A 12767-nucleotide genomic window follows, 5' to 3' on the forward strand; every position below is an offset into this window, starting at 1 on the left:
AGAGGTAGTTTGTGGGGGTGGTGGGAACGCGACTCGGTTTATTCGGAGGGGGTTGAAGCCGCGCTGCCAGGAAGGCTCAATTAGTAATCGTATGAAGGGACGTCGTTGAAGTAAAGATTTATTCGGCCGTTATGGGGGTTCCCCCAGTTGGTATGGTTGGGTCAGTCAAAGGCTGCTTCCTCGGTAAAACGGGGAGTGCCAGCTTCTATAGCAACAGAGTTGAATTTTGGTAGAAAAAAACTAACTAGTCTGCAAAGTTGAACACCTGTGTCCGCAATTCAGTTTCGCGACATTGAGAAGCAATTTACGCCGGAGTCGGTGGTCGTCGCCATCGATCAGCTCGACATCCCGGCCGGGCAATTCGTCTCGCTGGTGGGGCCTTCAGGCTGCGGGAAATCGACGCTACTGCGGATGGTGGCAGGGCTCGATGAGCCAACGCAAGGCGAAGTGACGCTCAGCGATTCCAAGCACAGCCAGTGTGCGTTCGTTTTCCAGGATGCCAACCTCATCCTCTGGCGGACCGCTCAAGAGAACGTTCGTCTTCCATTGGAACTGCGGGGGCCAGTCACCGCAGAGCAGCGGCGGACAATCGACCAGGCGATCGAAATGGTCGGGCTACGGAAAGAGGACTTTCGAAAGTTCCCCCGGATGCTTTCGGGCGGGATGCGAATGCGGGTCTCGTTGGCCCGAGCCATGGTTACCCAGCCGAACGTCTTGCTGCTGGATGAACCATTCGCGGCGCTCGACGACTTGCTACGCAATCAACTGAACGAACAACTGCTCGACCTTTGGCATCAGCAAAATTGGACCAGCTTGTTCGTTACCCACAACGTTCCCGAGGCGGTGTTCTTGAGTCAACGCATTCTGGTGATGCATGCTCGGCCAGGACGAATTGTGGCGGACCTCGAAGTTCCGTTTGAATACCCTCGCAAAACGCAACTCCGAAACGACCCCGACTTCGCCCGTTTCTGCGGAGAGGTCATTGCGAAGCTCGCGGGAGTCACGCTGGTATGAGTGAAGATCGTTTCAGTTGGCGGACGATCGTGCTGCCGCTGCTGGTGTTGGTGGTGACCATCATCCTGTGGGAAGTGATTATCCGAGTCAGCGGGCTGGAGCCTTACATTTTGCCGGGACCTGGCGAAGTGGCTCGCACGATGTGGCAAAAGAAAGAAGCCTTGCTCGGTTACACGCTGCGAACCGGAATGGTCGCCGTTAGTGGGTTTGCCATTTCGGTCGTGCTGGGCGTGGCAGTTTCGCTGTTGTTTTCGCAATCGGCGATCATTCGGCAGAGTGGTTATCCGTACGCGATCTTCTTTCAAACGGTCCCGATCGTGGCGGTAGCTCCGCTGGTGATTGCGATCTGTGGCTATGGTGCGTTGAGCGTGATCGTGGTGACGACGATGATCTCGCTCTTTCCGATCATCACGAGTACCACGACCGGGCTGATCGCGGTCGATCGCGGTTTGCTCGACTTGTTTCGGCTGAACAAGGCGAGCCGCTGGCAGATTCTGTGGAAGCTGCAGTTCCCTGGGGCAATTCGCTATTTGTTAACCGGCATGAAAACGAGTGCTGGGCTGGCAGTCGTCGGAGCGATTGTGGGCGAGTTCTTTGCCGGGCATTCGAGCGGGCACCAAGGGCTCGGCTATTTCATTCTCGTTTCCCAAAATCAGATTAGCACCGCGAGTCTGTTTGCCGGTACGATTTGCAGTACGCTGTTGGGCGTCGTTGTTTTCACCTCGGTTACAGTTCTGGGCCGCTTGTTTCTGCGGCGCTGGGTTTGGGAAGGTTAAACGTGTCACGTTACGCGATTGCCCTGATGGTTGGTTGTCTGCTGATGCTGGCGACAGGCTGTGGAAGCGAGTCTGCCGATTCGCCAAGTGCCGGCGGCAAAAAAACAGTGGGGCTGCGCAAAGTTCAGTTGGCTTTGAACTGGTTTCCGGAGGCCGAGCATGGTGGGTTTTATGCTGCCAAGCTGAATGGCTTCTACGAAGAAGAAGGCCTCGATGTTGAGATCATCCCCGGCGGTCCTGGCTCACCGGTGATTCAGCAAGTGGCACGCGGGGCGGTCTCGTTTGGTGTCGCCACCGCTGACCAGGTCCCGCTTGGGCGAGCCCAGGGAGCCAATGTCGTGGCGACCTTCGCCGCGATCGATCAGAGTCCTCGCTGCTTTCTGGTACACGAAGAGTCCGGTATCAAGACGCTGGAAGAGTTGAAAAATGTCACCCTGGCGATGAGCAGTGGTCGGGCCTTTTCCGAGTATCTGAAAAAACATGTGCCGCTGACTAAAGTGCGGATCGTTCCTTACGACGGCAGCATCGCGGCATTTCTGCGCGACAAGAACTTCGCTCAGCAGGCGTACGAATTCAGCGAACCGTTTCTGGCAAAAGAAGAAGGGGCAAACGTGCGTGTGTTGCCGATCCGGGCCATCGGCTACAACCCTTACGCCAGTTTGTTGATCACGTCGGATAAGTTAGCCAAGGAAGATGCGGAGCTGGTTGCCGCGATGACGCGGGCCACACTCAAGGGCTGGCAAACTTATCTGAACGAACCTCGCAAAACGAACGAACATTTGCAATCGCTCAACCCTGAGTTAACCGCCGGCGTGCTAGACTTTGGAGCCAAAGCGATTCGAAAGTTGACCATCGTCGATCAGCCCACCTTCGGACAAATGACCGCCGAGCGATGGAAGACTTTGGTCGATCAACTGGTCGAAATCGAACTGATTCCGAAAGACTCTGTTTCCGCGGATGCCTGTTTTCAAGAGACACCATGAGCAACGAAATCTCTGCTGATACCTGTTGGATGTTCCTGGTTCGTCATGGGGCGACCGAGTTCAATTTGAATTGCCCGAGCATCCTGCAAGGAAATGGCGTCGATGGACCTTTAGCCGACATCGGTCGCCGTCAGGCGGCTGCGACCGGCGAGTTCCTCAGCGGGTATCCGTTCGATGCGGTCTATTCGAGTCCGATGAAGCGAGCCCAGGAAACGGCCGGCATCATCGCACCAGATCATTCGATTGTCACCGTGCCAGAGATCATCGAAGCGGATGTCGGTCGTTGGTTGAATCGTGACTGGCACGACATCGAGAAGACCGAGCCGGAAGAGTACCGCAAGCATCTGGACGATCCTTCAATCTATCCTTATCCAGGGGGCGAATCGGCCACCGACGTCGCCAACCGAGCGGTCCCCAAGCTAACGCAGTTGCTACACGACAACCTCGGCAAGCGTATCCTGGTGGTGGCTCACTACATCGTGATTCGCGTGATGATCGCTTCGCTGTACAAGACGCCGCTGAAGTACATGCGCATGATTCATCTCGATAACTGCGGCGTCACGCTCATCAAGCTGCAAGATGGCGAACCGCAGCTGTTATCGGCGAACTCGGCCTTCCACTTGCAAGACGTGCGTTAGAAGTCGGCGTAAGGGTCTTCCGGGATCTTGGCGAGCAGGGCTTCGAGCAGCGTCTCGAGTTTGTCCTGGCCTTCGACGATTTGGGCTTCGATCGTCAGCGCCCAGAGCGGCTTGTCCATGAAGCGGTCGAGTCCGATCTTCACCAGGTCTTTGTGCGTGCAAACGACCGCGGCGACCTCGTCGTTTTGAATCGCCCAGTGCTCCAGCGAGTTGATATCGGCCCGATCGTAGTCGTGGTGGTCGTCGAACTCACGCAGCTCGACCACTTCCATGCCGGCGTCGGTCAGCGTATGCCGGAAACCGCCTGGGTTGCCGATACCGCAGAAGGCGAGAACCTTCTTTCCTTGCAGGTGATCGATCGGTTCGGTCTTGCCGCTGGCGCAGCGAAGCGTGCTGGGGCAATGCCGCATGTCAACGATCGGCGCGGTCACTTCCATCGAGTGGATCTTGTCTTTGATGGCTTGAAGTTCTTCGGCCGAGACCATGTCACCCCGGGTAATCACGATCAAGCTCGCGCGGTAGAGGGCCTGGACCGGTTCGCGAAGGGTGCCACGTGGAAACAGGTAGCCATGCCCGAACGGTTCAGTGGCATCGATCAAGACGATGTCGAGATCGCGGGCAATGCGGCGATGTTGGAAGGCATCGTCGAGCAGCAGAACCTGAGCGGCGAGTTCTTCGGAAGCGACTTTGGCAGCGGCGACGCGATCGGGATTCTGCAGATGCGGAACGTCAGGCAGCAGTTCTTCCAGTTCCTTTGCCTCGTCGTTCTGCGAACCTTCTTCGGCGCCGTAGCCTCGGCTGATGAGTGTCACGCGAATGCCACGTTCACGAAACCAGCGAGCTATCCAGGCTACCATCGGCGTCTTGCCGGTGCCGCCCAAGGTTAAGTTGCCGACACTGATCACGGGAACGTCGACCGATTCGGCCGGCTTCGACCCGGTATCGAACTGGCGATTGCGGATGCCGACACCAATGCCGTAGACCAGCGATGTGCCCCACATAAGGCCACGCAGTAGCGACGCGCCGATTCCTTTTCGGCGACCACTGACGATTTGCTTGAAGTCTCGGGCAGTGAGCATGGGCGATCGATTCAATCGTTGGATGTACCAATAAGAAAGGGACAAACCATAGTGGTCTGTCCCTTTCGTGAATTCCGCAAGCGAGCGAGGCTTAGCCTTGCAGCTTGGCACAGATGGCGGCAGCCATTTCCTGGGTACCAACCGCGGTTGGATCGTCACGGTTTGGCTTCAGGTCGTAGGTCACGTCCTTGCCTTCCTTGATGACGTCGGCAACGGCTTGTTCCAAACGCTTGGCAGCGTCGACTTCGCCCATGTGCTGAAGCATCAGCATGCCGGACAGGATCAACGCAGTTGGGTTGACCTTGTTCTGGCCCTTGTACTTCGGAGCCGAACCATGGGTCGCTTCGAACACGGCGCCTTCAGGACCAATGTTGGCACCGGGGGCGACACCCAGACCGCCGACCAGACCGGCACCCAGATCGCTGAGGATATCGCCGTACAGGTTCGGCAGAACGATCACGTCGTACAGTTCTGGCTTCTGCACCAGCTGCATGCACATGTTGTCGACGATACGTTCTTCGAACTCGATGTCTGGATAGTCCTTGGCGACTTCGGTGGCCGTGGCCAGGTACAAGCCGTCCGAGTATTTCATGATGTTCGCCTTGTGAACGGCGGTCACCTTCTTGCGGCCGTTCTTCTGAGCGTATTCAAACGCACAACGAACGATCCGTTCGGTGCCGCTGACACTGATCGGCTTGATCGAGACGCCTGTTTCGTCAGCCTTGGTCTTGATCTTGCGATCCGAAGGAAGACCGTTGATGAAGTCGATCAGCTTTTCGGTCTCAGGCTTGCCCTTCTCGAATTCGACACCGGCGTAGAGGTCTTCGGTGTTTTCGCGAACGATGACGATGTCGACGCCGACTTCGCTGAAGTAGCTGCGAACACCGGGGTAGTACTTGCAAGGACGAATGCAAGCAAACAAGCCCAGTTCCTGACGCAGGTAGACGTTGATGCTACGGAAGCCAGTACCGACTGGCGTCGTGATCGGAGCCTTCAAAGCACAGCGGGTGCGGCGAACGCTTTCGATGGTCGAGTCCGGGATCGGGGTTCCGGTCTTTTCCATCACGTCGATGCCGGCTTCCTGGACATCCCAGTTGATTTCGACGCCAGTCGCATCGACGCACTTGCGGGCAGCTTCCGCCAATTCGGGACCGGTACCATCGCCGGTGATCAGAGTTACTTCGTAGGCCATGAGGGTTTCCTGGCAACAGGGGGTCAAAGTGGGTACGAAAAGATTTCGTGTGGCGATTTACGCCAGGGGGAAACTGCCAAAATAGCAAACCACACGCCGGTGGTAAACCTAGCGTCTTGCCTAGTTCTGGCCACCCACGGCTGTATTTTGGGGTAACATTTCGCCCGCAAATGGATCGAGGACGACGATCGTCAGGGTGAGCTTGTCGCTATTCTTGTACACAGGATCGATAACTTCCCAGGTGATTTTAAACTTCCCCGGCTGGTTCAAAACGGTATTGATCAAGAGACCCATATTCTGCTCAACGAGCTTTTTGCCATCCTTATCAATGTAATCATCAAAGGATCGGTAAAGGTGCCACGCTTCGTTGTTGGTTTCCCAAACGACTTCTTTGCCGGTTTCCAGATCTTGAGAAGTCCGTCGGCAGAGGATGCCTGGTGGATCGATTGTGGGTCGGATTGTTTTTACATGTCCATCGAGGGTAATCGTGTCGCCGGCCATAAAAACAAGGCGATTGTTTTTCGAGTAGATGCGTACAAGAGTATCAGGCTGTGGGCGGCTTGCGATCACCTCGAAGGGAAGATCTCGGACGATCGATTTCTCCGTCACCAGATCGGTGCAGCTAACCGACATCACATATTTTCCCTGCGGAATGTCATTAGTCGAGAAAGTCCTGGTGCGAACCGTGGCATCTTCGCCATTCATCAGCGAATCGCCCATCTCTTCGTTGAAACAGCACATCAAGGTCCCTCCTGCCTCATAGGAAATGCATTCGCTAACGACGACGTTCGCTAATTTTGCCTGGGATGCGGCTGGATCGATCGCGACTCGGTAGATCAACTCGAACGATTGACCTCTTTCAAATTGGTTGGTTGCCGGAGCTTGCTTCCAGGGACCGGCTGCAAATCGGCAATCGAATTGAGCCCAAGGTTTGTCAGCGTCTGCTGGTTTTTCCTCCGCCTTGATCGCGGCGAGCGGGAAGAAGTACGCGAAGATCAAAACGGTACCGGCGGCTCGATGGCAAAGCATGAGAGTCCTCCCTGATGGCAGAAAAGATGGCTGCGACATTTCAGGTGAAACTTCGCAGTGATGTGGTTAGGGTGCGGCAAAATCCTGAAAGGGATCGCTGACGAAAAGCGGCACTTGGACCTGGTCGTAAGTGCCAGCCAACAGATCGTGAGCGATCAGAACGATATGAAACTTCCCAGGCCGGGAAGTGAAGACCTCGGCATTGAGGGTGTAGGCAACCTTCGCTTCGCCGAATCGTGACTGAGGCGGTTGTCTCTGTTCCGTGTAGCTCTTCTCGACGATCGTCGTACCAGCTTCGTCGACCAGTTTGATCTCGAACATCAGATCGACCTGGCCTTCGCGGGCTTCGTAATTCACGATGTCGGCATGAAGGTATATCGACTCGCCGGTCGAGCAGTAACTATTGGTGAAGATTCGTTTCTGACGGTCCTGGGTGAGCAGCACATTCTTTGCGCCGAAGGCATCGATTGCCGCGACCTCGAACGGAAGGTCGATCTTCGCGGTCGCCTTCGAGAGATTATCTTGCACGCGGATTTCGAGGATGTAGCTTCCTTTCCTCAACTCCGGAATCTTGAAGAAGAGTGCTCCGGTGAAGTAGCCGCCACCCATTGGCAACTGCTTCTTTTCGTGCTGGGTCATTCGCTTGATCTCGGTGCGGTCCGAGTCTTGAACCGTGAAGTCGAGCGTCAGGCTGCACTGCCTGGTCTTGGGATCGATGGTGACGCCTTGGACTTCGTTCCGCACGTAGATGGTCTCTTCGTGAAGGAACTTGCTCGGCCGGCTGGCCCCCATGACGCCGAACGTAAACTGCGATCGGACGCTTAGCTTGGGCTCGGCAGGCGTTTCTTCTGCCATGCTGGTCGAGACGGTCGATACGAGGCAGGCCCCAAAGATCACGAACCCCAGCCAGGAAGTAGAAAATCGCATCGAAGTTCTCTCGCGTTGTTCACGGCCAAATAGAAGGAAGCGGCGTAGCGACATCCTCTCTTGTTCGCTGGAAAAAGGCAACTTCGTTTCCTGTTTGTGGCCCGCATATCGCGGTGATTGTGACCACGTTGTGATCGGGCTATGCTGACAAGCGTGGCATGCTGGCATCGTCGATCGTTCCAGGAGAACTCGTCATGGGGTTTTCATTTCGCAAGTCGTACACGTTCGGACCGCTGCGCATTAACTTGAGCAAGTCAGGCGTCGGCTTTTCTTTTGGCATGAAAGGCCTGCGAGCCGGCATGAGTTCCAATGGCCGGAAGTATGTTTCAGCCAGCGTGCCTGGGACTGGGGCTCGGTATTACAAGTCGACCAAGTCGCTCTCGGGGCTGTGGAACCAATGGTTTGGTGGCGACGAGACGGCGGAAGATGCGGCCGACGAAGCACCTAAGAAGAAGCCCACAAAGAAACTGACCAAAAAAGAATCGTTCTGGTAAAGGCAATTTCCCCATGAATGCAAAGTTCATCCGTATCTTCCGCACCGCCAGCTCGGAACGCTTTCTGCTGCAAGACTTGATCGGCGAAGAGATGGGGATGCTCGATCTTCATTTCCTAGCCGATGGCACCGTCGCGGGCAACTTGTTTCTGGTCCAGGCCAAGGTGACCGACGAAGCTGGCATCCGAATCTTGCTGGAACAAGTCGACGAGCAACTGGTCCCGGCGGCAAGTATGGAAGACGCCAACCTTTCGTTCACCGTGACCCAGGGCGAACTGGTCGGTACGTTCTCGAGCGACGCCGAAGGCTAGTTTCTATCCAGCTTGTTCGGCAAACGAATCACCGCCGGTCGATGCATTCGCGGTTGTTCTGGGAAGGACGGCGGCGAATCTCCTTGCATCTCTTCCGGCGACCCGTTCAACTAGAGGTTGCGCGGATTTAGGATCTGTCCGTCCCCCCGTCTATATCCGAACTAGGAGATGCTCATGCGACGTTCGTCGTTGGTTGCGGCATGCAGTGTAGCGATCACGCTTTGTGCCAGTGCTGTTTATGCGATTGATTTGCCCGGTTTCTCGATGGGCGAAGTAAATTTGAAATCGGCTGGCCCGTTGGCTTTCGCCCCTGATAATGTGCTGATTGTCGGCGACCCCAAGGCCGCGACGCTGGTCGCGATCAAGGTCGACAGCCAGAAGGTTGAAACCCCCAGCAACTTGTCGCTGACCATTCCTGACGACATTCAAGTTGCCGACCTGGCCGTGAATCCCGATACCGGCGTGATCTACCTTTCCGCATCGCAGGGCGGCCAAGGCAAGATCTTCCGCGTCGATGGGGACAAGCTGACGCCAGTGGCGCTGGATAAGGTTTCGCGAGCAACCGCCACGCTGACCAACGCTCCGGAGGACAAGGTAGTGGGTGAAGGGCGTCGTCGTGGCAATCCACGTGACGAATCGATCACCGACCTGGCCTATGTCGACAACCAGGTCATCGTGACCGGTCGTACCACCGGCGAAGCCTCGGCCGCCGTCCACTCGGTTGCCTATCCGTTCCAGGAATCTGGCGTGGCGATGCCAATCGAAATCTATCATGCGGCCCATGGTCGCTATGAAGACGACGCCGTCGCTCGGGTCTTCGTGCCTTTCACCATCAATGGCGAACCTCACCTGTTGGCCGGCTTCACCTGCACGCCTCTGGTCAAGTTCCCACTGTCGGCTGTCACCAAGCCACAGGAAAAAGCGTATCGCGGCACCACCGTCGCCGAGCTGGGTAACCGCAATCGTCCGCTCGACATGATCGTTTACGAAAAGAGTGGCAAGCAGTATCTGTTGTTGGCCAACAGTGCTCGTGGCGTGATGAAGGTCAGCACCGAAGACATCGAACGCGAAGATGGTCTCACCGAGCCAGTCCGTGGTGGTGGCGTTGCTGGTCAGCAGTACGAAACCATCGAGGATTGGAAAGGTGTTGTCCAGCTCGACAAGCTGAATGACAAGTCGGCCGTCATCATCACCCAGGCCGAAGGTCAGCCAACCGTCCTGAAGACGGTCGCTCTGCCATAACCTGGCGTTGAGACCTTTCACGCCGGCAAACTACCCAATCGCATCGAGGTCCAAGGGATCTCGATGCGATTTCTTTTTCGAAGAGCGCAAGTCGGTTCTGGCCAGGGATGCGACGTCGTTCGAGCGATTCTGGTAGCGATCGTAACGATTGTGAGGCTTATACTGGCCTAGGACTGGGGCCATTCTCCCGGCAATCGATCGCCGACGGACGTGCCGACAGTGGGGAAACCTACAGTCAGGTGGATACGTCTTTATCACTTCAATAACGCGATATTTCCGAAGCAAGCCCGCGGCCGATCATCAGCTGCCAGCAAGCAGGAAAGTGACCTTCAACATGCGAAATCGTACTGCCTGGTGGATGGGAATCGGTTCCCTGGTGCTTGTCTCGTTTCTGGCCAATTGGGCCTCGGCGGAGGCTGATTCCGCACCGAACGATCGCTCGGCCCAGGCAGGCACATTGCTAAAGATGGCCCGGGAGCGTTTGTCGGAGATCACCTCCGGCGACGTTGCTTCGGAACCAGCAGATTCCGACACCGAGCCGCAGACCATCGTCTTCCTGGCTTTAACGCGACCGACGCTGCCAGCCTTGATGGGCATTGGGCACGCGAAGAGTGTTGAGAAGGCAGCGATAGCAGCGGCCGACGACTTGCGATCGAAAGCCACTTTTGCCGAACTGGCCGCCGGCCGATTGCGGATCGACATCGCCACTACCGAAACCGATCCGGCCAAGATCGATAATCCCCATCCGCTACGGGTGGCGGCTTTGCCGTATGGTCCTTGGTTCGCGAAAGACTCGGTCTTGTTCATGCCTGCTGGTTTTCTCGATGGGGCAGGGGATCACGACGCGGAATCGCTGACGAGCGGCGTTCGGCCGTACGACTATCAAAGCTGGATCGAAGCGGAAGATGGTTCGCCCGTTGAGCTTTACTTCGGCAATCGCCGCACATTGGGGACTTCTCCGGAAGAACTGCTGGCTGCTGCCAAGGCAGGCGGCGACTTCCTGATGCGGCACATGAAGCTGAACGGAATGTTCGACTACAGCTACGAACCAGAGCTGAACCGTAATAACGACGACTACAACTTGCTGCGACACGCCGGAACCTGCATCGCGATGCTCGAACTGCAGAAGGCAGTCAATGACGAGTCGATGCGGACCACCGGCAAGCTGCCAAAGTCGCAGATCTATCTGGAAGGTGCCCGGCGGGCGATCGATTACTTGCGGAAGAACCACACAAGCGGACCACTCGAAAAAGATAAGGCTGCCGACTTCCTCGCCATCGTTGAACCAGACGAAGGCGCGAAGCTCGGAGGGGCCGCGCTAATGGTGTTGTCGCTACTGCGTGAATACGAGGTGACCGGCGACGAGCAGATTCTGGACGAGGCCCGGGCTTACGCTCGCTTTCTTGTCTTTCTGCAAGAGCCGGATGGGCACTTCATCTCGCAGTACTACTACGGCGAGCCTGATCCGTTTCCGCACGAATCGATCTATTACCCGGGCGAAGCGATCTTGGCATTGGCTCGCCTGGCGAAGGTCGATCCGAAGGGACCTTGGCTCGAAACGGCCAAGCGTGGCACCAACTGGCTGATCGATGTCCGCGACGCTGATAAGTCGGATGCCGACTTGCCGCACGATCACTGGCTGTTGATGGGGCTGGAAGAAATGGCTCCACAAACGGACGAACCGAAGTTTCTGAAGCATGCCCAGCGAATTGCGAATTCGATTTGCGCACTGCAGAAGAAGGAAGCCGCCTACGATGACTGGATTGGCTCGTTCTACGATCCACCTCGTTCGACGCCGACCGGATGCCGAGCCGAAGCGATGGCCGCCATGATTCGCCTGGCACAGTTCAAGCAGCTTGATACGGCTGAGTACCTGGCGGCTTTGAAGCGGATGGCTTCGTTTCAGCAGCGTTGCCAGGTGACGCCTGACAATGCAATCTTTCTGCCATGCCCGGAACAGGCCTGGGGCGGCTTTCGTCGCGGGCTCGAAGAATGGGAAGTGCGGATCGATTACATCCAGCACAATATGTCTGGTCTGCTAGGTCTGCGAGGGATTTTGCTGGACTCGTCGAACGAGTGAGCCGTCCCTGAGTCGTTCTTTCCGTTAGCTGACCGAAGCGCTCTCGGACGGGGCTGGCTGGTTTCGCCAGAGATGATACCAGCGATACAGAAGCGGCACGTAGATGCACGCCGCCAAGAGATGGGCCGGAATTCCGACGGCGTACGAGATCAGCAGGAACGGTGCCTTCAGGTAATAGAAGCCGATCACCCAGACGATCCACAAGATGCTTCCTGGCAGGGCCAGGATCGCCGCTGGGGCGAGGCTGCGGTAAAGGGCGTCGTTCCATGTCTCCGCGTCGACATGCTTCGCAAACCAGCTTCTGAGGCGTTCTGCGATCACTTCCAGCGTCGGCAATAACAATAGCCAGCAACCGATGACCAGCAAGCCAATCAGCACCAGTTGAAAGACACGCATTATGATGATCAGGCCGTAAACCGCGACGTGCGGCCCTATGGCCATCGCATCGTACGCGTGATAGTTCACCAGGCCTGCCGCGGTCAGCATGACGATCGCCAAGCGAAGCGAGACCAATGCCGACTGACGCGAGCTATTCCCCTTGGGGCCAGGCTCGGCAGTAGGTGTCGGCGACTGAAATGGGTTATTCGAGGTCATGCGTGATCAGGTCTTGTTCTGATGAGCAATATCTGCCGTTGGCTATCTTAACGACGATCTACCACGCACGCGAGTTTTCCTCGAAGCTGAATTAAAAGCGGCACAGCCGTAGTCGATTATAGCTCTTTGCTGAACAGCTGGCCTGTCAGCGATTGGTGTCGCGCTGGTTTGGCGGACGAATGTGATACCGACATCGCGCTCAGCAGGATCAGAATGGCCCCGGTAGCAAAAGCGATGGCATGCACGACAGGAATTAATTGGAACATGGCTTTCTCCTTCAAAGCACGGTAATTGATCGTGTGTGCTTTCAAGGTAAGCGGCCAACTTAAACTGCCCCTGAAGCGAAGATAAAATCGATTTCATCTTCGGAAGAAACGCCCGAAAACTAAGGGGAAATGACACCATCGGG

The 12767-nt window shown here is 56.4% G+C and carries 14 protein-coding genes; 8 read left to right on the forward strand and 6 right to left on the reverse strand.

Annotation, left to right across the window (positions count from 1 at the left end):
- Positions 1-267: 267 nt before the first annotated feature.
- From AB1L30_RS07795 to AB1L30_RS07810, 4 genes are read left to right on the forward strand one after another with little or no spacing between them, the layout of a single operon-like run.
- Positions 268-1014 carry an ABC transporter ATP-binding protein gene (locus AB1L30_RS07795; RefSeq protein WP_367012860.1) on the forward strand — a complete coding sequence of 249 codons (747 nt, stop codon included), beginning with the start codon at positions 268-270 and terminating at the stop codon, positions 1012-1014.
- Complete coding sequence (locus tag AB1L30_RS07800) at positions 1011-1790, forward strand: ABC transporter permease (protein ID WP_367012861.1); 780 nt, start codon at positions 1011-1013, stop codon at positions 1788-1790. Before AB1L30_RS07795 ends, AB1L30_RS07800 begins: the two co-directional genes overlap by 4 nt.
- 2 nt (positions 1791-1792) lie before the next feature.
- Positions 1793-2773, forward strand: coding sequence for an ABC transporter substrate-binding protein (locus AB1L30_RS07805; protein ID WP_367012863.1), 981 nt, complete (start codon positions 1793-1795; stop codon positions 2771-2773).
- Positions 2770-3411 carry a histidine phosphatase family protein gene (locus tag AB1L30_RS07810; protein ID WP_345087721.1) on the forward strand — a complete coding sequence of 214 codons (642 nt, stop codon included), beginning with the start codon at positions 2770-2772 and terminating at the stop codon, positions 3409-3411. The genes AB1L30_RS07805 and AB1L30_RS07810 overlap by 4 nt, the downstream gene beginning before the upstream one ends.
- Here AB1L30_RS07810 and lpxK read toward each other — a convergent pair.
- The 4 genes from lpxK to AB1L30_RS07830 form a co-directional block, all read right to left on the reverse strand.
- Positions 3408-4490, reverse strand: coding sequence for a tetraacyldisaccharide 4'-kinase (gene lpxK / locus AB1L30_RS07815; RefSeq protein WP_367012864.1), 1083 nt, complete (start codon positions 4488-4490; stop codon positions 3408-3410). The genes AB1L30_RS07810 and lpxK overlap by 4 nt on opposite strands.
- A gap of 91 nt (positions 4491-4581) precedes the next feature.
- The gene (locus AB1L30_RS07820) at positions 4582-5682 is read right to left on the reverse strand and encodes an isocitrate/isopropylmalate dehydrogenase family protein (RefSeq protein ID WP_367012865.1); all 1101 of its coding nucleotides are present in this window, start codon (positions 5680-5682) and stop codon (positions 4582-4584) included.
- A gap of 120 nt (positions 5683-5802) precedes the next feature.
- Positions 5803-6681: a hypothetical protein gene (locus AB1L30_RS07825; RefSeq protein WP_367012866.1), complete on the reverse strand. Its 879-nt coding sequence runs from the start codon at positions 6679-6681 to the stop codon at positions 5803-5805.
- Between the two features lie 96 nt (positions 6682-6777).
- Positions 6778-7638: a hypothetical protein gene (locus AB1L30_RS07830; RefSeq protein WP_367012867.1), complete on the reverse strand. Its 861-nt coding sequence runs from the start codon at positions 7636-7638 to the stop codon at positions 6778-6780.
- Positions 7639-7832: 194 nt separating this feature from the next.
- Here AB1L30_RS07830 and AB1L30_RS07835 point away from each other — a divergent pair, with 194 nt between their 5' ends.
- From AB1L30_RS07835 to AB1L30_RS07850, 4 genes are all read left to right on the forward strand, one after another.
- Positions 7833-8132 carry a DUF4236 domain-containing protein gene (locus AB1L30_RS07835; protein WP_367012868.1) on the forward strand — a complete coding sequence of 100 codons (300 nt, stop codon included), beginning with the start codon at positions 7833-7835 and terminating at the stop codon, positions 8130-8132.
- Between the two features lie 13 nt (positions 8133-8145).
- The gene (locus AB1L30_RS07840) at positions 8146-8442 is read left to right on the forward strand and encodes a hypothetical protein (RefSeq protein WP_345087709.1); all 297 of its coding nucleotides are present in this window, start codon (positions 8146-8148) and stop codon (positions 8440-8442) included.
- Positions 8443-8616: 174 nt separating this feature from the next.
- Positions 8617-9684, forward strand: a complete 1068-nt coding sequence (locus AB1L30_RS07845; RefSeq protein ID WP_367012869.1) for a hypothetical protein — start codon at positions 8617-8619, stop codon at positions 9682-9684.
- Positions 9685-10018: 334 nt separating this feature from the next.
- Positions 10019-11764 carry a hypothetical protein gene (locus AB1L30_RS07850; RefSeq protein ID WP_367012870.1) on the forward strand — a complete coding sequence of 582 codons (1746 nt, stop codon included), beginning with the start codon at positions 10019-10021 and terminating at the stop codon, positions 11762-11764.
- Positions 11765-11788: 24 nt separating this feature from the next.
- Here AB1L30_RS07850 and AB1L30_RS07855 read toward each other — a convergent pair whose 3' ends face one another.
- The gene (locus AB1L30_RS07855) at positions 11789-12358 is read right to left on the reverse strand and encodes a hypothetical protein (RefSeq protein WP_367012871.1); all 570 of its coding nucleotides are present in this window, start codon (positions 12356-12358) and stop codon (positions 11789-11791) included.
- Between the two features lie 116 nt (positions 12359-12474).
- Entirely contained in the window at positions 12475-12624 is a 150-nt protein-coding gene (locus AB1L30_RS07860; protein WP_367012872.1) for a hypothetical protein, read from the reverse strand.
- Positions 12625-12767: the final 143 nt, after the last annotated feature.

The sequence above is a fragment of the Bremerella sp. JC817 genome, assembly GCF_040718835.1.
In the GTDB taxonomy this organism is placed as follows: domain Bacteria; phylum Planctomycetota; class Planctomycetia; order Pirellulales; family Pirellulaceae; genus Bremerella.